Origin of the sequence: Niveispirillum sp. (genome assembly GCF_017996735.1) — a bacterium.
Classification (GTDB): domain Bacteria; phylum Pseudomonadota; class Alphaproteobacteria; order Azospirillales; family Azospirillaceae; genus Niveispirillum.
The window spans coordinates 20,629-41,073 of the sequence record NZ_JAGOGJ010000057.1 but is presented as its reverse complement, the minus strand read 5'-3'; the positions used below and the strand labels follow the sequence as shown (position 1 = coordinate 41,073).

The window sequence follows — 20,445 nt, the reverse complement described above, 5'->3', positions numbered from 1 at the left end:
GGTTTTGGCCGCGCAAGGTTACCGCGCGATCATCTGTAACCGGCCCGACGGAGAGGACGGGAACCAGCCCCCGTCCGACCGGATCAGGGCGGCCTGCGCCCTGCATGGCCTGGAGTTCGTCTATATGCCCGTCATCTCTGGCGGCATGAATGATGATGACGTCACGGCATTCGCCGCCGCAACGGCGCGCCTGACGTGCCCTGTCCTGGCCTATTGCCGGACGGGGACAAGGTCCACCACGCTCTGGGCCCTGTCGGAAGCCGCGCATCTGGCACCCACCAGCATCCTGGGCGTGGCGGCGGAGGCCGGATACGACCTTTCTGCCCTGGAACCCAGGCTGCTGGCGCTTTGGCGGCGTGGCGAACCGGCGCGGCGGGACCGGCTGGCCGACGCCCCGACCTTGCCCGCCAACCGTTTCGATATCGTGATCGTCGGTGGCGGTGCGGCGGGCTGCGCGGTCGCGTCGTCGCTGTTGTCGCGCCGGCCCGGCCTGAACATCGCCATCATCGAACCGGCGGACAAACATTATTACCAGCCCGGCTGGACCCTGGTCGGCGGCGGCGCCTTCAAACATGCCCGTACCGAACGCCCCATGGCCCGGGCATTGCCGCCCGGTGTGAAATGGCTGCGCGCCGCCTGTGCCGGGTTTGAACCGGAGAAGAGGCGGGTGGTGCTGGAGGAGGGGGAGCGTATCGGCTACGCGGTCCTGATCGTGGCGGCGGGATTGAAGCTGGACTGGGCCGGTGTGGAGGGGCTGACCGACACGCTGGGCCGCAACGGTGTCACCTCCAATTACCGGTTCGATCTGGCCCCCTACACCTGGGAACTGGCGCGTGGGCTGAAGCAAGGCCGGGCCTTGTTCACCCAGCCGCCCATGCCCATCAAATGCGCCGGCGCACCACAGAAGGCCATGTACCTGTCCTGCCATGCGTGGGAGAAGCGTGGCGTGCTGAAGGATATCGAGGTTGATTTCAATCTGGCCGGCCCCAGCCTGTTCGGGGTGGCCGCCTATGTGCCGACGCTGATGTCCTATGTGCAGCGCTATGGCGCCAATCTCAGCTTCGGTTCGGTGCTGAAGGCGGTGGATGGGGCCAGCCGTACCGCCTGGTTCGACGTCGCCACCGCCGATGGTCCCGTGACCCGCGTGTCCAAGTCCTTCGACATGCTGCATGCCGTGCCGCCGCAGGTGCCGCACGATTTCATCCGGCAGTCGGCGTTGGCCGATGGGGCAGGGTGGGTCGATGTCGATCCGGTGACGCTGCGCCACACCCGATACGGCTCTGTCTTCGGCCTTGGCGATGCCTGTTCGACGCCCAATGCCAAGACGGCGGCCGCCGCGCGCAAGCAGGCGCCCGTGGTGGCGGAGAATGTGCTGGCCGTGCTGGATGGCACGCCGCTGCGCGCCGTCTATGACGGCTATGGCTCCTGCCCGCTGACGGTGGAGCGTGGCAAGGTGGTCCTGGCCGAATTCGGCTATGGCGGCAAGCTGATGCCGACATTCCCCTGGGACAGCACCAGACCCCGGCGCTCCGCCTGGCTGTTGAAGGCCAGTCTGCTGCCGACCCTCTACTGGGACGCCATGCTGCGCGGCAGGGAATGGCTGGTCTCTCCCACCCTGCTTCCGCACGACCCGGCCGAACCCCGCGACAGCAAGCCCCGATCATGACGGGGGGCGTGCGATGATGAAGCCCGACCGCCTGTTGCCGGCATTGATCTGGCTGCGCCGCTATGACCGTGAGACCATGGCCAGCGACGCCCTGGCCGCGCTTATCGTCACCATCATGCTGATCCCGCAAAGCCTGGCCTATGCCATGCTGGCCGGATTGCCGCCGCAGGTCGGGCTTTATGCCAGTGTGGCGCCGCTGCTGCTCTACGCCCTGTTCGGGACCAGCCGGACCCTGGCCGTGGGGCCGGTGGCCGTCGTCTCCCTGATGACGGCGGCGGCCGTGTCGCAGGTCGCCACCCCCGGCAGCCCCGAATATCTGGCGGCGGCGCTGCTGCTGGCCCTGCTGTCGGGTCTGATCCTGCTGGGGATGGGGTTGCTCCGCCTGGGTTTTGTGGCGAATTTCCTGTCCCATCCGGTGATCAGCGGCTTTATCAGCGCCAGCGGCATCCTGATCGCGGTCAGCCAGATCAAGCACATTACCGGCATTCCCGCCGGCGGCGACACGCTGCCCGCCATGCTGGGGGCGTTGTGGCATGGCATGGACCGGATCAACATACCGACGCTGATCATCGGGGTGGCCGCCACCGGCTTCCTGTTCTGTGTCAGGCGCTGGCTGAAACTGCTGCTGCGCCGGGTCGGGCTGGGCCCGCGACCGGCTGACATGATCGCCAAGGCCGGTCCCGTGGCGGCCATCGCTGTCTCCATCGGCGCGGTGATCCTGCTGGATCTGGACCGGGCCGGTGTCAGGATCGTGGGGGCCATCCCGCAGGGTCTGCCGCCGCTGACCCTGCCATCCTTCGATGCCGACCTCTGGGGCCGGTTGCTGCCGGCGGCCCTGCTGCTGTCGCTGGTCGGGTTCGTGGAAAGCGTGTCGGTTGCCCAGACGCTGGCCGCCAAGCGCCGGCAGCGGATCGATGCCGATCAGGAACTGATCGGGCTGGGAGCGGCCAATCTGGGGGCCGCGCTGACGGGTGGCTATCCGGTGTCGGGCGGTTTTGCCCGGTCGGTGGTCAATTTCGATGCCGGCGCACAAACCCCGATGGCCAGCGTGCTGACCGCCGGCGGCATCGCCACGGCCGCCCTGTTCCTCACGCCGTTGTTTTTCCATCTGCCACAGGCCGTCCTGGCCGCAACCATCATCGTGGCGGTGTTGTCGCTGGTCGACCTGGGTGCCCTGGCTCGCATCTTCCGCTATTCACGCAGTGACTTCGCGGCCCAGGCGGCCACCATGGCGCTGGTGCTGCTGGTCGGGGTTGAAAGCGGCATCATGGCGGGCGTCGTCCTGTCCGTGCTGCTGTTCCTGTGGCGGACCAGCCGCCCGCATATGGCGATTGTCGGACGGGTCCCCGGCACGGAGCATTTCCGCAATGTCGGGCGGCACCGTGTCGATGAATGTCCCTCGCTTCTGTCGATACGCGTCGATGAAAGCCTCTACTTCGCCAATGCCCGCTATCTGGAAGACCGTATCCAGGCGCTGGTCGCCGCCCGGCCGGAGGTGAAGCATGTCGTGCTGATGTGTTCGGCCGTGAACCTGATCGACGCCAGCGCCCTGGAAAGCCTGGAGGCTATTACCGAGCGGCTGACGACCTCCGGCGTCACCTTTCACCTGTCGGAAGTGAAGGGGCCCGTCATGGACCAGTTGCACCAGACCGATTTTCTGAAACACCTTACAGGCCGCGTATTTCTGTCGCAGTTCGATGCGTGGGCGGCACTGTCTTGCATCGAAATCCAGGCCGGCCCCCTCAATCAGGGCGCTTCATGTCCATAAAGGGTGCTGATTTCTGAAGACAGGATTACGCATAGCTTTTCGAGCAAGGGGCTGGGTCGCATATTCCGGCGCAGCTTGTAGCCGATGGACCGGAAACCCGCGCCTTCCAGGCTGACAACCTTGAAGTCGCGATTTCCTTCGGTGATCTGCACCAGTGACACGACCGTGACGCAGCCGGAAAACCGCACCAGGCTTTCCAGCACGGGCAGGGAGTTGGCCAGGATGCAGTTCTGTGGCCAGGCGATGCCGGCGGTCATGAACAGGGCCTCCACATGCCGGCGATAGGTGCTGCCCGGACGGGGCAGCACCCATTTCGCCTGGGCCAGTTCCACCAGCGACACCTGGTCCCGATCAAAAAACGCGCTGTCCGGTCCCACCGCAATGGCAAAGGGGTCCCGCATGAGCACATGTTCCAGGATGTCGGGCGGGCTGCCGAACATTTCTGCCACGGGGCCGAGGATGATATCGATGGCGCCAGAGCGCAGCATGGGCACCAGCGTATCGTCCAGCCCGTCCACGATCTCGATATCGACCGGGCCGGCATCTGCCAGCAACAGGCGCAGCGCCCGGGGCAGCAGTGTCGAGAGCACGCTGGGCGTGGCGCCGATGCGCAGGGGCCCATCGACCCCGGCTGCCCGGCGCTTCACCTCCGTTTCCGCATCGGTCAGCAGCGACAGCACGCCTTCGGCCCGGCGCACCAGAATCTCGCCATAGGGGGTCAGGGTCGATCCGCGCCGCGTGCGTTCCAGCACGCGCACGCCCAGGCGCTGTTCCAGAAGCGCGATGCTGTTGGACAGGGCCGGCTGCGATATTCCCTTCTCCTCCGCCGCGCGGGTGAAGGACCCGTATTTCGCGATGGCCAGCAAATTGGCGATCTGGCTCGCTTCAACAGCCATAACTTTAACCTATGACAATGCCTCTTATCATTATTTGACAGGGGGTACAGAACGGTGTCAACGCTGAACCATGAAGCTGGCGAAGTCCGGCATCGGGAGGGAAATGAATGTCCGATCGTGCGATCAATGTGGCCCGTGAACTGGGCGATATGCGCCTGGGGGCTTTCCATATCCGTTTCGCGCTGCTGATGGGCGCCATCCTGTTCATCGACGGGTACGACCTGTTCAATGCCGCCTATGTTGCCCCCTATGTGAAGGCGCAATGGGCGCTCAGCCCGTTCCAGATCGGGTTGATGCTGTCCATCGGGCTGGCGGGTCTGGCGTCGGGTGCGCTGTTGCAGGGGCCGCTGGCCGACCGCTGGGGCCGGCGCCGCGTGCTGCTGGCCGCTGTCACGGGGTTGGGACTGGCCAGTCTGGCGCTCTGGCTCTGGGCGCCCAACTTTGTCATTTTCTGCGCCCTGCGCGCCGTTCTCGGCGTGTGCCTGGGCATGATCTCGCCCCTGGCCTTTGTCTATATCAATGAATGGGCGCCGCAGCGTTGCGCCAACCGTTATGCCACTCTGGCCTTCGTGCTGCCCTTCTCCCTGGGCGGCATCGCCGCCGGTCTGGCCGGGATTGCCATCGCGCCGACCTGGGGCTGGCACGGGCTGTACGCCATCGGGGCGCTGGCCCTGCCGATGGCCCTGATCGGGCATCGGCTGCTGCCGGAATCCGTGCGGTTCCTGGTGGCGCGCGGGCGGCATGACGATGTCGCCGCCATCCTGTCGCGCGCCCGGCCCGAACGGGCGGATGTCTATGGTCAGGCCACGACCTTCCTGTCCGGCGAAGCGGCCAATGGCAAGGCGCGGGTGACCGACCTGCTGGGACCCCGCTATCGCGGGGTCACGCTGACCATCTGGGTGGGGGGCGCCCTCAGCCTGTTCTGCATCCATGGCCTGACGGGCTGGCTGCCCAGCATCATCCTGGAACAGGGGGCGCCGGTGCAGGCGGCCTTTGCCTATGGCTCGCTGCTGATGGCCATGCAGATCGTGGGGGGCGGGCTCTCCGGCTGGCTGGCCGACCGGCATGGGCAGATCAACGCCATGGCTGCCGGCTTTGTGGGCGGCATGATCACGCTGCTGCTGCTGATCCCCGCCATCGGCACCAATACGGCCTGGATCGTGGTGGCGCTGGTCGGGGCCTGTGTCTTCGGTGCGCAGGCTGTGATGAACAATTTCATCGCCATGAGCTATGAGACGGGCCTGCGCAGCACCGCCGTTGGCGTCGCCGTCGGTGTCAACCGTATCGGCGGCGTGCTGGGTCCCCTGATCATCGGCGTTGCACAGCAGCAGTCGGGCGCGCTGTGGATCACCTTGTCGCTGCTGGCCGCCGCACAGCTTTGCGCCGCCCTGATCTTCCTGGCCCGCCGGCAATCCCTGCAACCGGCCCTGACCACCACGCCCAAGGGCGCTTGAGGGTTTACATGAAAAAGCATCTGAGCCTATCCGTCGCCGCCGCCCTGGCGCTGGCCCTCGCCGCGCAGGCCGGCACCCCCGCCCAGCCCGTGCTGGGCTACCGCACGACGCCCGTCATCAGGGTCGATGGCCTGTCCTTCAAGGATCTGAACCGCAATGGCCGCCTGGACCGGTACGAGGATTGGCGGTTGAGCGCGGCCGACCGCGCCGCCGACCTGACGGGCCGCATGGACCTGGCGGAGAAGGCGGGATTGCTGATGCATGGCAATCCGCCGGGCCTGGACGGGGGCTTGCGCAATCCGTGGGACATGGCCGCCATCGCGCCACAGATCCGCGACCGGCATATCCGCTTCTATATCAATCGCGTCTCCGTCACCCCGCGCGCCATGGCCAGCATGGCCAATGCGGCGCAGAAACTGGCGGAGGAAAGTCCCTTGGGCATTCCGCTGGTCATCAGTTCCGATCCGCGCAACCATTTCCAGGCCACATTCGGCCTCAGCGTCAGTGCCGGCAAATCCACGCAATGGCCGGAACCGCCGGGCATGGCGGCCACGGGTGATCCCGATCTGGTGCGGGAATTCGGCCGCATCGCGGCGCGGGAATACCGCGCCATGGGCATCAGCATGGCCCTGTCCCCCATGGCCGATCTGGCCAGCGAGCCCCGTTGGCCGCGCACCAACGGCACCTTCGGCGACGATCCGGCCAAGGTGGAACGGTTCGTCCAGGCCTATGTGGAGGGGTTCCAGGGCGCGGCGGACGGGCTGGCGCCCGGCGGCGTCGCCACCGTAGTGAAACATTGGGCCGGCTATGGCGCGCAGCCCGAGGGTTATGACGCGCACAATCCCTATGGCCGCGACATTGCCTTTCCCGGCGGCTGGTTCGACCGGCATGTGGCCCCGTTCAAGGGGGCGTTCCGGGCCGCAACAACGGGCGTCATGCCCACCTATGGCAAGCTGCCGACCGATATCACCATCAATGGCCGCCCCGCCGAACCCGTGGCGGCCGGGTTCAGTCGGCAGATGCTGACGGAGTTGCTGCGCGATACCTACCGTTTCGACGGTTTCGTGCTGACCGACTGGAAGATCACCGATGACTGCCTGACGCCCTGCCTGCAAGGCACCTTGAAGCATGACGAGGTCGGCATGCCCTGGGGCGTTGAGGAACTGAGCAAGCCGGAGCGCTTCGCCAAGGCCCTGGATGCGGGGGTGGACCAGTTCGGCGGGGTCATGGACCCGGATATCCTGATGCGGCTGGTCGAAAGCGGGCGCATCTCGCCCGACCGGATCGACGTTTCGGTGCGCCGCATGCTGGTTGTGATGTTCCAGCTTGGCCTGTTTGAAAACCCCTATGTCGATGCCGACGCGGCGGAAGCCATCGTCGGCAATCCGGCCGACCGGGAAAAGTCCATGGAGGCACAGCGCCGGTCGCTGGTCCTGCTGGAAGCCGCACCCGGCACCCTGCCGCTGGATGCCAGGGCCAAGCCGCGTGTCTGGCTGTGGAAGATGGATGCCGCCCTTGTCGCCGAACGTGGCTTCACGGTGGTGGACAGCCCCGAACAGGCCGACATCGCCCTGCTGCGCATCGCAACACCCTTCACCACTCGGCCGGCCTATTTCTTCGGCTCGCGCCACCATGAAGGCTCCCTGGCTTTCGCAGCAGACAATCCCGACCGTCTGGCCGTGGAACGCGCGGCAGCGGCGGGCCTGCCGGTGATTGTCAGCACCTATCTGGACCGTCCGGCGATCCTGGGTCCCATCAAGGAAAAGGCATCCGTCCTGATCGGCGATTTCGGCGCGTCGGATGCCGCCCTGCTGGATATGCTGACCGGCAAGGCCCGGTTCCAGGGGCGGCTGCCCTTTGAACTGCCCTCTTCGATGGACGCTGTGGAGAAGCAGTTGCCGGACGTATCGGCGGACAGCGAAAAGCCGCTCTATGTCTCCGGCTTCGGCCGTGATGGCTGATTATTACGAGGACGGAATAAAAGGGGGGCGGAATTTTCCGCCCCCCTCATTCTTTACACTTCATCCACGATGTCGTTGCGGAGCAGCCCCACGCCGGAGATATCCACCTCCACCACGTCGCCCGGCTTCATCCAGAGCGGGGGTTCGCGCTTGGCCCCGACACCGCCCGGCGTGCCGGTCAGGATCACGTCACCCGGCGACAGGGGGGTGAAGCTGGAGAGATAGGCCACGATCACGGGCAGCGGGAAGATCAGATCGGCCAGCGGCGCCTGCTGCACCACCTGCCCGTTCAGGCGCGTGGTCACGGTCACGGCGGGCAGGTCCGTGATCTCCTCCGGCGTCACCAGCCAGGGACCCAGCGCGCCCGTGGCGGGAAAGTTCTTGCCCGGCGTGAATTGCTGGGTATGCCACTGCCAATCGCGCACGGAGGCGTCGTTGGCGCAGGTGAAGCCGGCGATATGGGCCATCGCTTCGTCTTCGGGGATATAGCGCCCGCCCTTGCCGATGACGATGGCCAGTTCGCCCTCGAAATCCAGGCTGGTGGAAACACGCGGCCGGACGATGGGGGCGCGGTGGGCGGTCAGCGTGTCGGCAAAGCGGGTGAAGATGGACGGATGGCCCACCTTGGCCCGACCTGTCTCCTGCCGATGCTTTTCATAATTATGGCCGACACAGAAGATCTTGCCCGGATTGGGTAGGGTCGGCAGCAGGGTCACCGACGACAGCGGCAGTACGGGGGCAGGGCGCGCGGCCAGGGCGGGCAGCAGGCCCTTGGCCAGGGCCGTCTTCAGATCGGGTGCCTCGGCACCGGCGACGGCCCCCAGGTCCAGCACCTGCTGGTCATCGACCAGACCGTAACTGTCGATGGCGCCATGGCGAAAGCTGATCAGTTTCATGGATTTACGGGTCCTCAGACAGTCAGGGGGCGGTAACGGAAATTGCGTTCGGCGGCGGCCAGGGCCGCCACGTCCTTGTCGGAAATGCCCCATTGATCGATGCGGTTCTTCGGCCAGGTCCAATCGTCGGGCGCGCCGACATGGTAATCGTCGGACACGATCTCCACGGCGGTGGAGAATTCGACCACGGCCCCGAAGGGTGCCACAAAATAGGCGAAGGCATTGTCGCCCGGCCCATGCCGGCCCGGCCCCCAGGCGGGTGCCATGCCGCTATCGCGCAGACGGCCGATGCCGCGCATCACGGCGTCCAGGTCCTGCATCTCGAACGCGACATGGTTCAGCGAACTGTGCCCCGCCCGCGCGAACGCCACCGAATGGTGGGAGGTGTTGCAACGGACAAAGACCATGCCCTTGGTGCGGTCGGACACGCGGAAGCCCAGAACCCGCTCCGCTGTCGTTGCCGTCCACTCCGCATCGGTGGAATTCATCACGACATGGGTCAGCTTCACGGGCAGGTCGCGGCCGGTGATCGGGGCCACCTCGCCGGCGCCATAGAGGAAGCGGAAAACCTCCCCCTCCGGCAATTGCACCAGAATGCCGGCCCCGCCGCCGGGATCGGCCGACACCGTGTCCTGCACGGGCCAGCCGGCATCACGGGCGCGGGCGGCAATCCCCGCCACAACCGCCTCATCAGAGACGAAGGTCGTGCAGCGGATGGAGGGGCCGTCCGCCTCCGTCAAGGCCACCAGATAGGGGAAAGGCCCGGACCCGCGCAGATAGCGCGTGCCATCTGCCCCGGTTTCAGCAGGGGCCAGTCCCCAGGTGCCGGTCAGGAAGTCAGCGGCCTGGGCGGCCCCCGACAGGTTCAGTTCGATGCTGCGCAGACGCATGGTCCGTTCCCCTCAACTGGTGGGCAGGCCGGGATCGGCGATCAGGCCCGTGGCGGCGATGCCGGCCAGGGCGCAGGCCTCATCCGCGTCGCCCGTATCGCCGCTGATGCCAACGGCGCCGATCAAGGCGCCCGCCGCATCGCGGATCAGCACACCACCCGGCGACGGCGCCATGGCCCCACCGCTGATCGCGAACAGGGCGTTGTAGAAGGTGGGCGACGCGTTGGCGCGGCGGGCCAGCTCCCGGCTGCCATAGCCCATGCCCAGGGCGCCCGTGGCCTTGGCGATGGCGATCTGCGGCCGCATCAGGCTGGCCCCATCCTCCCGCTTCAACGCCACCAGATGCGCGCCGGCATCCAGCACGGCGACGCAGAGCGGGGCATAGGCACGACGGCGGGCCTCGGCCAGCGCCTCATCCACGATATTGGCCGCGGCGGCCAGGGTCAGGCTGGACATGCGATGCTCTCCTTGATCAGGTGCAGGGTGGCGACCAGTTGGTCCGCCAGGGCGGTCAGGGCGCCATCATCGGCGGCGACGCCAAAGACATAGGCGTCCGGGCGCAGCAATATGGATGCGTCCGGGCCCAACCCGTTGCGGTCGAACCATGCGGCCAGCATGCCGCCATCATCCACGATATCCCGCCCGATGCGGCAGACCTTCACACCCAGATCCGTCAACGGTGTCGGCGGGGGGGCGTCGCCCGCCTGCGGTCCCCGCAGCAGCACAAAACCGCCGCCCGTCACATCATCCAGGAACCGGGCCTTGCCATCGGCGTCGGTAACGCGCGGCTGGATGAAGCGCGGCCCCCCGCCGGACCCTACGACACCGGCGCGGTAGGGTGGGATCAGATCGGCGGCGGTGGCGCCGGGTGTGGCCGCGCGCTGCCGCATCTCGGCATCACGTGCCGCCGCCTTGGCCGGGTTCAGTTCGCAGATATAGCGACCGGCGGCCACGGCGGCACCGATCACCGCCCGCACATGCGGATCGCGTTCCGGCTGATAGGTGGCCAGCAGGGCGGCATCCGCCCGTCCCGACAGGAGCAGTTCCAGTTTCCAGGCCAGATTGGCGACGTCGCGCAGGCCATGGCACATGCCCTGCCCGAAGAAGGGCGGGGTCTGGTGCGCGGCATCACCGGCCAGGAACACCCGGCCCCGTTGCCATTCCAGCGCCACCAGCCCGTGGAACCGGTAGGTTGCGGCGCGGACCAGCCGGTGCGGAATGCCCGCCACCCAGGGGGCCAGCAGTTCCGCCACCTTCCCCGGCTGCATCATCTCCCGGTCATCCTCGCCGGGCAGCAGCATGAATTCCCAGCGGCGATGGTTGCCGCGCCCCGGCACGATGGTGGCGGGCCGACGTGGATCGCACAGCATCACCGATAATTTTTGCAGGTTGGCCGCCGGCGGCAGGCCGGTGAAGGCGGGAAACTGTACCGGACCGTCCAGTTCGGCATCCACGACCAGCCACGGTTCCTCGAACCGCAGATCGTCCAGGCGGATGTCCAGCGCCTTGCGCACCATGCTGCGCGCGCCGTCACAGGCGATGACATAGCGGGCATGAGCCTGGCCGCCATCGGCCAGGTGCAGGGTGACATGGTCGTCCCCCTGGTCCAGCCCCACCAGTTCCGCGCCCAGGCGCAGGTCGATGGCGGGATAGACCGATAAACCGCCGCGCAGCACGGCTTCCAGTTCCGGTTGATAGAAGAAGTAATCGTTGGCCCAGCCGAAGGGACGGGCCTGTCCGGCGGAACCGAGATAGCGGATCACCCCGCCATCGGCACCGATATGCAGGTGCCCGTCGGTCTCGCGCATCAGGGGCAGCAGCCGGTCGATCAGGCCGATGCCCTGGAAAATGCGCATCATCTCGTGATCGATATGGACGGCGCGCGGCAGGGGGTGCGGGTCCGGCTCGCGTTCCAGCACCAGGACCGACAGCCCGGTCTTTCCCAACAGATGGGCGGCCGTGGCCCCGACGGGACCGCAACCGACGATGGCAACGTCATGGATCATGGCGGCCTTGGGGGTTCTCGTGAAGAACGGGGCCGGCGGACCGCCAGGGTGGCGACCGCCGGCCGTTTGGCATCAGAACTTCACGCGCAGGGTGCCGCCCATGTACCGGGCCGCTTCCTTGGAGGTGAAGTACAGGATGTTGCCGGGGTTGGCGGCATTGGTCAGGATGTTGTCGCGCTGCATGCCGGTCGCGAAATGCTTGTCGGTCAGGTTGCGGACATAGAGGGTCAGTTGATAAGTGTCGTCCTGCGACAGCACACCGACCGACAGGTCGATGGTGCTGTACCCGCCCTGGGTCAGGCCGGCATCCTGCTCCAGCGAGAAGGTGGTGCCGCTCTGCGTGTTGAACCCGACCTGGGCGAAACCGTTCCAGTCGGTCGCGATTTCATCCTCGTACCGGACATTGATGTTGCCGCGCCAGCGCGGGGCGTTGGGCAGGTCACCGCCGCGCACATTCTGGACCGTGCCACTGCCCAGACGGAAGCAGCTATTGACCGGTTCAGCCGCCCCCGTCGCCAGAGTGATGGCCGATGCCTGGGCCGGCAGGGCGCAGGCGATCCGGTTGGCATCGAACTTGGCATCCAGATAGGTGACGCCGCCATTGATGCTGAGCGCGGAGGTGGCGCGGGCCTGGAACTCGACCTCTGCCCCCTTGGAGACCGAGGAGCCGGCATTGGTCGGCACCGACACGTTGGGCGCGATGGTCGACTGGACCTGCAGGTCCTGATACTTGGCATAGAACAGGGCGCTGTTCAGGATCAGGCGGCCGTTCAGCGCCTGCTGCTTCCAGCCCAGTTCATAGGAATTCACGGTTTCCGGGCGCACGGGCGTCTGATTGGCGAAATTCGCCGTCAGTTCGACGTCATAGCCCTGGCCCTTATACCCGCGCGACCAGGTGAAATAGGCCTGGGCATCGCGGTCGATCTCATATTTCAGGCCGGCCTTGCCCGACAGGTCGGTGTCGGACACGCTGCCCGACCCGGTGGAGGCGGCGAACAGCAGCCGGTCACCGGCATAGGGCGCCGTGCCGAAACGGGTGCCGCTGTAGGACACCTTCTCCCGCTGCAGACGGAAACCGGCAAAGGCCGACAGCGCGTCGGTCAGTTCATATTCCACCTGACCGAAGGCGGCGTAATTGTCCGTCTTGGTGTTCGCCTCGTGATTGGAGGAGGAGAAGAAGGAGGTGGCGCAGGGCTGGCCGAAGGCGGTGCCCGGCGTGACGCAGCCGCCCACCCGACGGGTGAAGGCGCGGTCCAGGTCCAGGTTGAAATAGAACAGGCCGAACGTGTAGGTCAGCGGCTGGTTCGCGGCGGATGACAGGCGCAGTTCCTGGGTGAACTGGCTGATATCGGCGGTGCCGCCATTGACCCCGAAATAGCCGTTGCCAAATGGCAGATAGAGCGGCGTGGCGGAATTGAACCCGTCCACATCGACATTATTCTCGATCTTCCAGTTGCGCACGGCAGTGACGGAGGTCAGGACATGGTCGCCCAGGTCCAGATTGGCCTCCACCGACCCGCCGGCCTGATCGGAATTGGCGAAGGTGCGCGTGTCGCCGCTGTTGACGCTGCGGTTTTCGGGCGAGGCGACAACCGGCCCCCGGATGCCGGCCAGCACGGTGTTGGTCGTCTGATAGGGGATCGGCTGGCAGCAATCGCTTTCGCTGTCGCGGGCATCGGCCGTGAACAGGATGTTCAGGTTCTCCGTCGCCTGCCAGTCGATCTTGCCCCGCACGCCCACGTCACGGCCGCCATAGACATGCTTGCCCCGGCCATGATCGTAAACATAACCGCGATTATCGGTGTAATAGCCGGTCAGGCGGGCGCCCACCGTCTCGCTGATCGGGCCGGAGACAGAGGCGCGGGCGCGGTATTCGCCCTGTTCGGCGATGCCGATTTCCGCGACACCTTCAAAATCGCGGGCCGGGCGCTTGGTCACGATGTTAATCACGCCGGCGGTGGCGTTCTTGCCGAACAGCGTGCCCTGCGGCCCGCGCAGCACTTCCACCCGCTCCACATCGATCAGGTCCTGTAAACCCTGGCCCTGGCGCGACATGACCACACCATCCACCACGAAGGACACGGCGGATTCCAGGCCGGCATTGAACAGGGCGGTACCCACGCCGCGGATGCGGACATTGTTGTTCAGGTCGCTGGTCGACTGGGTATAGGTCAGCGACGGCACCAGGGCGGCAACGCCGGCCGTGCTGCTGACCTGGGAATTGGCCAGCGTATCGGCGGAAAGCGCACTGACGGCCAGCGGCACATCCTGCAGGCGCTCCGCCCGCTTCTGCGCCGTCACCACGATCTCTTCCAGAACGAAGCTCTCTTCGGTCTGCTGGGCGTGTGCCGGCATCATCGCGGCGGCAAGCATGGTGGTGGCCAGCAGGCCATGGCGCCGGTTCGGCTGGAAAGTCATTCTCTTCCTCCCTTCACATCAATATGGCCGGACGGCGATGCACCGGACCGGCAATGGTTTTGGGAAGGAAGTGCCTGTCGGCAGCATCATTGTCCAATGATGATAAATGCCCAGGTACCCAATTTTGCTTATGGCTCATCTGTCCTCTTCCAGCCGCAACCGCCTGGCCATGGTTGAAGCCGGTGATGGGAACTGATAACCGGAGTTTGCTGTAAGGAGTTGGAATGCCCCGCCGCAAGGATATCTGGAGATGCGGGCTGATCGCCCGGCCCCTGGAGGCCGTCATGGCCGAAGGGATGGCCGGCGCCAAGGTTCATTGGTTGCCGGAGGAGCCGCGCTTCCGCTTTCTGGCCGACCCTTTTGCCTGGCGCGGGGCGGATCATCTGCACCTGTTCGCCGAGGTCTATGATTATGCCACGCGCCACGGCACCATTGAGTTGCTGACCCTGGATGAACGGTTCCAGGTTCGGGAGCGCCGGCCCTGTCTGGCGGAGCCCTGGCACCTCTCCTATCCGGTGGTGTTCGAGGCGGATGGGGCGGTCTGGATGCTGCCGGAGGCGCACCGGTCGGGCGCCCTCTATCTCTACCGCATGAGCGCCGGCCCGCATGATTGGGTGCGGGAGACGGAGATCCGGCTTGATTGCGTGCCGGTGGATGCCACACCCCTTTACCATGGGGGGCGGTGGTGGCTGTTCTATTCCCCGGCCGATAGCAAGGCGACCAAGGTGGGCCATCTGCATGTGGCCTGGGCGGAACGGATCACGGGGCCCTGGTTTCCGCATCCGGGCAATCCTGTGCGCATCGACCGTTCCTCTGCACGGCCCGGCGGCACGGCATTGGCCATCGGCAATCGTATCCTGCTGCCCACGCAGGATTGTACCCGCACCTATGGCGGGGCGATCCGTCCGCTTTGGATCGACCGGCTGGACGAGACCGGGTTTGCCGCCACCCCCGCCCCCCCGTTGGACATGCCCGCCTCGGTCGGTCACTATCGTGACGGCATGCATACCTTGAGCGGCGGGGGAGGGGTCACGCTGATCGACGTGAAATATATCGACCGGTCTATGGCCGGGCTGTGGCTGGACATCAATCGGCGCTGGGGGCGATCCGGCGCATGATCTCCGTTCCCGTGCGGGTAAAACGGTCGATGGAGAAACGATCCAGAATATGCTGTCGGGCCTGGATGCCCATGACGTGCAGCCGCCCCGGATCGGCCAGCATCGTTCCCAGCCGGTCGGCCAGGGCAGCCGCGTCACGGGGCGGCACGACATGGCCCGTAACGCCGTCCTGGATACTGTAGGGGATTTCCCCCACGGCCGAGGCCAGCACGGGCAGGCCCGCTGCCATGGCTTCGTGCGCGGCGATGCAGAACCCCTCGGAACGCGACGGCTGAAGATAGAGATGCAGTCCGGCCAGAAAATCCCAGGGCCTGTCGACATAACCGCGCATCACCAGTTCCGTGACGCCCTGCTCCTGCGCCAATGTTTCCAGCTTAATGCGTTCTTCACCCTCACCCGCGATGGTCAGGCGCATCGGGCAGGGCGGAGTGAAGCCCTTGCGCCGCAGCAAAGCCAGCGCCTCGATCAGCACATCATAGCCTTTGACGGGATGCAGGCGGCCCAGACTGCCGAGTTGCAGGACCTGTCCCGGTTTCCAGGCGGCGGCCATGGGCTGTCCCGGATCGGCAGCGAAGATGGGCCAGGTCGCCATCCTGTCCGCCGTCACCCCCAGACGTTGTTGCGTCAGGGTCGTTACGGAAGCGGAATCGCCTACCCATAACAGGGCTCTTGATTGCAGCAACCGCATCAGCCGCCGGTTCCATGGCTTCAGGAAGGCCGCATGCTGCCAGCAGATCACTGGCAGGCCAAGGCGTGGTCCCAGCAGCAGACCCAGAATGGTCGCACGGCTGAGCGAGGTCCAGAGGTGGGTGGCACCCCAGGCCCGAACCTCCCGGTCAAGCCAGCGCAAAGCCTGCCAATGATCGGACACCCCGCCGTCGCGCACCAGCGGGTCCAACCCGGCCGCCAGCATGGGCGGCAGGGCACGGCCATCGCGACGGGTCAGGGCGAAGACGCGCACCGTGGCACCCGCCGCTCGCATCACCTGGGTGACGGCGGGCACGGGCAGGGCAGCCCCACCGCCCTCCACCGAATTGATGACATAGGCGATACGCGGGGCCGTCACGATGCGCCACTCCGTTTCCAGACAAGCATCAGCAGAAGCAGGCTGGCGGCTGCCGCCTGACCGACGGCCTGAATGCCTGCACCGTTCAACCCGAACAGGTGCAGCAGGACCGGCAGGACCGGCAGGAACAGCAGGTTGGCCGCCAGATTGGCGCTCATGGACCAGCCGGGGCGACCCAGCGCCGTCAGGGCGGCCGAACAAGGGGGGGCCACCAGGGCCAGCGCGCGGGCCAGCACCAGCACGACCATGAGGCTGGCCGCGTCTGCGAAGGCTGACCCCGCGATCATGCCCACGATCTCGGGGGCGAACAGCCAGACGATGGCGATGATCGGAAGGGCGGCACTCAATGCGATGGCGACGACACGGCCCAAGGTCAGGCGCAGGGCCACCCCACCCTGGCCGCCTGCCACCATGCGCGCCAGTTCAGGATAAACCGTGTTGCCCAGGATCTGGGCGGGCTGCGCGATCAGCACGGTGACCCGCTGCGCCACGGAGAACAGGCCGGCTGCCGTCGGCCCCAGCACCCATCCCACGATCAGCGGTGCCGCCCGGCCCGCCAGTTCCGACAATGTGACGTCGGCATTGCTGGCCAGCATGAAGCGCCAGATGCCGGGATTATCGGCCACGGGGCTGCCGGCTTCCGGTCGCCGCAACTCCGGCGCCAGTTCGCGCGCGGCGCACCACAGGCCCATGGTCCAGAGGCTGGCGAATTCCGCCAATGCGGCCAGCAGCCAGGCAATCAGGAAACCCGTCAGTCCCCAGCCGGCCCCGGCCACCAGCGCCGCCCCGGCCAGCCGCACGCCGGGCGCCACCAGATTATGTAGCCCCAGCAGGTCGAAGCGGTTAAGAAGCTGGAGATATCCCGCCGGTGTGGAACGGACCGAACCCAAGACAGCCAGGCTGTAGGGGACAGCCAACATAAGGGCCGTTTCCGGCCAGCCAAGGCGGGGGCCGACGATGGGGGCACACAGCGCCGCAACCAGGATGGCGGCCAGACCGCCCAACAGTTCCACCCGCGCCCCGAAACGTAGCAGCCGGGCCAGCCTATGGCGGCTCCCCTCCCGCTGTGCGTCGGCGCCATAGCGGACAATGGCCTGCCAGGCGGGGAATTCCACGATGCCGCACACGGTGGTGACATAGCCATGGATCAACACCAGCACGCCGTAATCATGCGGACCCAGCGCGCGCGTGGCGATGACCAGATAGGCAAGGCTGATCAACCCCGCCCCCGCCTTGCCGCCCAGGACCAGACCCAGCCCACCGAAAATACGGCGCAGAGCCCCGCGTGGCGGGGTGCCACTGGTCGCACTCATGTCCAATTCTTTTCCCTCAGGGCGACGGAGAAGGCGTTGCGGCGTTCCAGCCGCCGCCAGAGAAAATCATAGAAGAACCAATCCATCAGCCGCCGTGGCGCACACCGGTAGATCAATCGTTCCAGCCGCGTCCACGTCACCCTGCGCCTGTCGGCGCGGCGCGGCGACGGGTGGCAGTAATGGCCGGGATCATAGACAGAGCGACCCAGCCGGTGGATGCGATGCACGATTTCATGATCCTCCAGCACGAATGGCCAGCGCTTGAGGTCAAACCCGCCGGCCTGGCGCAGGGCGTCCGTGCGGAAGGCTTGGGCGTAGCCGCCGGCATGGCAACGGTCGCGGAACATCCGCGCCTTGCCCACAACCTTCCGGATGCGCCTGTACGCGGCCTGCGTGCCCACCGGATCATAAAGATCGACGGCCATGGTCGCAACGGCATCGGGATATGCCGCGAACAGCGACAGGCAACGGCCGATATAGCCGGCAGGGTAGAGTGTGTCCGCGTCGCAGATCGCGACAAAGGGCGTGTCGACCTGTGCCAGCCCAGCGGCAAGAGCGTTCACCTTGCCGGGGGTCGTTACGTCCATGATGCTGGACGTGATCGCGTCCGGCAGGGATGCAAGATGCCGGAGCGCTTCGGCCCGCCCGCCATCGGTGGAGCCATTGTCCAGCAGCAGCAGGTGAAAGCGCCTGTCCGATTGCCCGGTCAGACTGTCGATCGTGGCCCCGATCCAGCCTTCCTCGTTGAAGAAGGGCAGAAGGATGGTGATAAGCCGCGTCATGCAGACATGCCCAGCGCGACAGTCTGGTGCGGTTTATGACTGGCCAGCCTCATCAGCACCTCGGCGGCGCGCTCGGATGAGGGGCGTTCGTGTAGATCGAAGCTGCGGGCGAACATCTCTTCCTGTACGGCGCGGTAGGTGGTCTGGAATTTATCGCTGGCCCGTTTCAACCCTTCGGCCAGTTGGCCTGGATGGTCGATGACGGGACCCGCCCGCCAATGGGCATAGTTGGGATTGTCCTGCCATTGCACCCCATGGCTGTTCAGGAACAGGCAGGGGCGCGGACGCACAAGGAATTCATATATCTGGCTGCTGACATCGCCGAGATATATGTCGGCCATCAATGTGTAGCTCATGTCGGTCGACGCACGGCTGCCCAGGTCGATATGGATATTGGGGGCGCGAAGGTAGCGTTCGTCGATATGGCCGGGCCGGTCAATGCGCAGCTTGTCGATCGTAACCACCAGCTTGCGTTCGAACAGCATGACGTGCGGCGCGAAGATCAACTGATAATCATCATTCTCCAGGAAGAAATCCAGCACCTGCCGCCCATGCTGGAACCAGGAAGAAAGGTGGGGCGAGCAGTGCGGGTTGTAGAGGACCACCGGCTTGCGGTTCTGCACGGGGAACAGGCTGACACTGGGGTCGGGCGCATCGAACTTGGGATATCCCACGATGCTGACCCTTTCCGGCGCCAAGCCCGCCTCCGCGATCAGCCGTTCCCTGATCTTGGGCCCGGAGCAGAGGACATGGTCAAAGCCGGCGCTGGCCTTGTTGAAGCCGATGGCCCGGTCGCCGGCACCGTGGCGGGTATGGACGATCTTCAGATCCTTCAGCCCGTACAATGATTTCAGGACCAGCGAGGTCTTCTCCGCGACGACCAGAATGTCCAGGCTGCGGAAGAAATCCAGATTGTCGCCATAGACCAGCAGCTTGCGCGATGGAACAGCGAATTCCAGCAGGTGTGAGAGCGTGCGCGATCGGGTGCCGAGGTCCAGGTCGACATGGGTGACGCCCTGTCCGATGGCATCACCGGCCATGCGCAGCACCTCCCGCTTCATGCGGTCGCTGGTGGTGGCAACGATGATCTCTCCGCCAAAGCCGCCCTTGGCCAACGCCAGCGCGATGGGCAGGCTGTGGGCGACCTGATGAATCTGATCATGGTTGAAAAGGAAACCGATGCGCATGGCGGCCTCTTCACGGCTTCTTGGAAGACAAATCAGCGGGAGAGGTGTGAGCAGGTAATGAGGAGATCGGGCGCACGGTTGCATTGGAAGTAGCTGGAATTTTATAATTGTCCTGTTCTGTAACGCGAAAATGAACAGCAGAAGTCGGTATTGTGAATATATCCCAGGGGTCGGCTGACCCTTCTTCTTCCTCGATCGGTGTGGGGAGGGGCATATCAATCTCCAAAAAGGGCTGATGTCTGCACAAAACTCACGTCACGGTGCCGGGCAATGCATGTCGAAGATCACGCGGTGGGAGATCCGGGATTTCCCTCCATCGCGAGGCAGAGAATGCCCGCCACGATGGCGACGGCGCCCAGGAGTTGCGGGCCATGCACCGTCTCGCCGAACAGCATCACGGCGAAGGGCATGACCACGACCACTTCCAGATGTGAGGCGGCGAAAGCGGGGCCGATGGGGGCGTGCTTCAGCAAGGACATCCAGGTGAGGAAGGCGCCCAGATATCCAATGATGGCCATGTAGGTGCCGGGTTGAGACAGCAGGCGCAGGAGCCAGCCGATATCGGCTTCCACGGGCAGCGCGGCATCCCCCGCCAGCTTGAAACCCAACTGGGCCAGCACATCGAAGCCCAGCAGGCAGGCGAAGCCGATGGTTATTCCCCGACGCATCACGCCCCCAGGCCGACGCAGGCCACGCCCGCCGCGATCAGAAAAATGCCCGCGACGCGCAGGCGGCTCAGCCGTTCGGTGAACAGCAGGCGGCCGGCGACCATCACGATGATGATGTTGACGGAGCCCAGCAGGACGCCCTGCGACAGCGGGACGGTGGACAGGAAGGCCGTCCAGGCCAGGAATTCGCCCACATAGCAGGCGATCCCCAACCAGAGCCAAGGGGCCGACGCCATGGCACGCCAGCGGTCCAGCCCGTCGCCGGGCGCGCCGGCCGCATGCTTGAAAACCAACTGCCCGCCCGTATCGAGCAGCATGTTCAGCAGCCAGAGGAAAAGGGTCTGGTTCGACATGTC

The 20,445-nt window shown here is 65.8% G+C and carries 17 protein-coding genes; 5 read left to right on the top strand and 12 right to left on the bottom strand.

What is annotated here, in order from left to right:
- Window positions 1–1,666, top strand: a 1,666-nt coding sequence (locus KBA48_RS17975; RefSeq protein ID WP_292908876.1) for a bifunctional protein tyrosine phosphatase family protein/NAD(P)/FAD-dependent oxidoreductase, incomplete at its 5' end; no start/stop codon positions are given.
- Between the two features lie 13 nt (window positions 1,667–1,679).
- Window positions 1,680–3,434, top strand: a complete 1,755-nt coding sequence (locus KBA48_RS17970; RefSeq protein WP_292908874.1) for a SulP family inorganic anion transporter — start codon at window positions 1,680–1,682, stop codon at window positions 3,432–3,434.
- Here the strand turns inward: KBA48_RS17970 and KBA48_RS17965 are convergent.
- Window positions 3,413–4,330, bottom strand: a complete 918-nt coding sequence (locus KBA48_RS17965) for a LysR family transcriptional regulator (protein WP_292908872.1) — start codon at window positions 4,328–4,330, stop codon at window positions 3,413–3,415. The two genes, KBA48_RS17970 and KBA48_RS17965, sit on opposite strands and share 22 nt — an antisense overlap.
- Window positions 4,331–4,437: 107 nt before the next feature.
- Between KBA48_RS17965 and KBA48_RS17960 the strand changes: the two genes are divergently transcribed.
- Both KBA48_RS17960 and KBA48_RS17955 read left to right on the top strand, forming a co-directional pair.
- A complete protein-coding gene (locus tag KBA48_RS17960; protein ID WP_292908870.1) occupies window positions 4,438–5,784 on the top strand; it encodes an MFS transporter in 1,347 nt (448 codons plus the stop codon).
- A gap of 8 nt (window positions 5,785–5,792) precedes the next feature.
- On the top strand, window positions 5,793–7,745 hold the full coding sequence (locus tag KBA48_RS17955; RefSeq protein WP_292908868.1) for a glycoside hydrolase family 3 N-terminal domain-containing protein: 1,953 nt from the start codon (window positions 5,793–5,795) through the stop codon (window positions 7,743–7,745).
- 53 nt (window positions 7,746–7,798) lie between these two features.
- Here the strand turns inward: KBA48_RS17955 and KBA48_RS17950 are convergent, their stop codons facing one another.
- The 5 genes from KBA48_RS17950 to KBA48_RS17930 form a co-directional block, all read right to left on the bottom strand.
- Window positions 7,799–8,641: a fumarylacetoacetate hydrolase family protein gene (locus KBA48_RS17950; RefSeq protein ID WP_292908866.1), complete on the bottom strand. Its 843-nt coding sequence runs from the start codon at window positions 8,639–8,641 to the stop codon at window positions 7,799–7,801.
- A 14-nt stretch (window positions 8,642–8,655) separates the two neighbouring features.
- Window positions 8,656–9,531, bottom strand: coding sequence for a VOC family protein (locus tag KBA48_RS17945; protein ID WP_292908864.1), 876 nt, complete (start codon window positions 9,529–9,531; stop codon window positions 8,656–8,658).
- A gap of 12 nt (window positions 9,532–9,543) precedes the next feature.
- Window positions 9,544–9,987: a heme-binding protein gene (locus tag KBA48_RS17940; protein ID WP_292908862.1), complete on the bottom strand. Its 444-nt coding sequence runs from the start codon at window positions 9,985–9,987 to the stop codon at window positions 9,544–9,546.
- Window positions 9,975–11,537 (bottom strand): bifunctional 3-(3-hydroxy-phenyl)propionate/3-hydroxycinnamic acid hydroxylase, encoded by a 1,563-nt coding sequence (locus tag KBA48_RS17935; RefSeq protein ID WP_292908860.1) that lies wholly within the window; start codon window positions 11,535–11,537, stop codon window positions 9,975–9,977. The genes KBA48_RS17940 and KBA48_RS17935 overlap by 13 nt, the downstream gene beginning before the upstream one ends.
- A gap of 72 nt (window positions 11,538–11,609) precedes the next feature.
- Complete coding sequence (locus KBA48_RS17930; RefSeq protein WP_292908858.1) at window positions 11,610–13,955, bottom strand: TonB-dependent receptor; 2,346 nt, start codon at window positions 13,953–13,955, stop codon at window positions 11,610–11,612.
- A 224-nt stretch (window positions 13,956–14,179) separates the two neighbouring features.
- Here KBA48_RS17930 and KBA48_RS17925 point away from each other — a divergent pair, with 224 nt between their 5' ends.
- Entirely contained in the window at window positions 14,180–15,073 is an 894-nt protein-coding gene (locus KBA48_RS17925) for a formyl transferase (RefSeq protein ID WP_292908856.1), read from the top strand.
- Here the strand turns inward: KBA48_RS17925 and KBA48_RS17920 are convergent.
- The 6 genes from KBA48_RS17920 to KBA48_RS17895 all read right to left on the bottom strand — a co-directional run bounded on the left by KBA48_RS17920 (window position 15,042) and on the right by KBA48_RS17895 (window position 20,442).
- The gene (locus KBA48_RS17920; RefSeq protein WP_292908878.1) at window positions 15,042–16,142 is read right to left on the bottom strand and encodes a glycosyltransferase family 4 protein; all 1,101 of its coding nucleotides are present in this window, start codon (window positions 16,140–16,142) and stop codon (window positions 15,042–15,044) included. The two genes, KBA48_RS17925 and KBA48_RS17920, sit on opposite strands and share 32 nt — an antisense overlap.
- On the bottom strand, window positions 16,136–17,452 hold the full coding sequence (locus KBA48_RS17915; RefSeq protein ID WP_292908854.1) for a lipopolysaccharide biosynthesis protein: 1,317 nt from the start codon (window positions 17,450–17,452) through the stop codon (window positions 16,136–16,138). The genes KBA48_RS17920 and KBA48_RS17915 overlap by 7 nt, the downstream gene beginning before the upstream one ends.
- Window positions 17,449–18,234, bottom strand: coding sequence for a glycosyltransferase family 2 protein (locus KBA48_RS17910; protein WP_292908852.1), 786 nt, complete (start codon window positions 18,232–18,234; stop codon window positions 17,449–17,451). The genes KBA48_RS17915 and KBA48_RS17910 overlap by 4 nt, the downstream gene beginning before the upstream one ends.
- Window positions 18,231–19,421: a hypothetical protein gene (locus tag KBA48_RS17905; RefSeq protein WP_292908850.1), complete on the bottom strand. Its 1,191-nt coding sequence runs from the start codon at window positions 19,419–19,421 to the stop codon at window positions 18,231–18,233. The genes KBA48_RS17910 and KBA48_RS17905 overlap by 4 nt, the downstream gene beginning before the upstream one ends.
- A gap of 284 nt (window positions 19,422–19,705) precedes the next feature.
- Window positions 19,706–20,089 carry an EamA family transporter gene (locus KBA48_RS17900; RefSeq protein WP_292908848.1) on the bottom strand — a complete coding sequence of 128 codons (384 nt, stop codon included), beginning with the start codon at window positions 20,087–20,089 and terminating at the stop codon, window positions 19,706–19,708.
- Window positions 20,089–20,442, bottom strand: coding sequence for an EamA family transporter (locus tag KBA48_RS17895; RefSeq protein ID WP_292908846.1), 354 nt, complete (start codon window positions 20,440–20,442; stop codon window positions 20,089–20,091). The genes KBA48_RS17900 and KBA48_RS17895 overlap by 1 nt, the downstream gene beginning before the upstream one ends.
- Between the last annotated feature and the right edge of the window lie 3 nt (window positions 20,443–20,445).

Bases quoted from the DNA above. Each gene is read 5' to 3' on its own strand.
- KBA48_RS17970 (WP_292908874.1), top strand. From the start codon at position 1,680: ATGATGAAGCCCGACCGCCTGTTGCCGGCATTGATCTGGCTGCGCCGC.
- KBA48_RS17965 (WP_292908872.1), bottom strand. From the start codon at position 4,330: ATGGCTGTTGAAGCGAGCCAGATCGCCAATTTGCTGGCCATCGCGAAA.
- KBA48_RS17960 (WP_292908870.1), top strand. From the start codon at position 4,438: ATGTCCGATCGTGCGATCAATGTGGCCCGTGAACTGGGCGATATGCGC.
- KBA48_RS17955 (WP_292908868.1), top strand. From the start codon at position 5,793: ATGAAAAAGCATCTGAGCCTATCCGTCGCCGCCGCCCTGGCGCTGGCC.
- KBA48_RS17950 (WP_292908866.1), bottom strand. From the start codon at position 8,641: ATGAAACTGATCAGCTTTCGCCATGGCGCCATCGACAGTTACGGTCTG.
- KBA48_RS17945 (WP_292908864.1), bottom strand. From the start codon at position 9,531: ATGCGTCTGCGCAGCATCGAACTGAACCTGTCGGGGGCCGCCCAGGCC.
- KBA48_RS17940 (WP_292908862.1), bottom strand. From the start codon at position 9,987: ATGTCCAGCCTGACCCTGGCCGCCGCGGCCAATATCGTGGATGAGGCG.
- KBA48_RS17935 (WP_292908860.1), bottom strand. From the start codon at position 11,537: ATGATCCATGACGTTGCCATCGTCGGTTGCGGTCCCGTCGGGGCCACG.
- KBA48_RS17930 (WP_292908858.1), bottom strand. From the start codon at position 13,955: ATGACTTTCCAGCCGAACCGGCGCCATGGCCTGCTGGCCACCACCATG.
- KBA48_RS17925 (WP_292908856.1), top strand. From the start codon at position 14,180: ATGCCCCGCCGCAAGGATATCTGGAGATGCGGGCTGATCGCCCGGCCC.
- KBA48_RS17915 (WP_292908854.1), bottom strand. From the start codon at position 17,452: ATGAGTGCGACCAGTGGCACCCCGCCACGCGGGGCTCTGCGCCGTATT.
- KBA48_RS17910 (WP_292908852.1), bottom strand. From the start codon at position 18,234: ATGACGCGGCTTATCACCATCCTTCTGCCCTTCTTCAACGAGGAAGGC.
- KBA48_RS17905 (WP_292908850.1), bottom strand. From the start codon at position 19,421: ATGCGCATCGGTTTCCTTTTCAACCATGATCAGATTCATCAGGTCGCC.
- KBA48_RS17900 (WP_292908848.1), bottom strand. From the start codon at position 20,089: ATGCGTCGGGGAATAACCATCGGCTTCGCCTGCCTGCTGGGCTTCGAT.
- KBA48_RS17895 (WP_292908846.1), bottom strand. From the start codon at position 20,442: ATGTCGAACCAGACCCTTTTCCTCTGGCTGCTGAACATGCTGCTCGAT.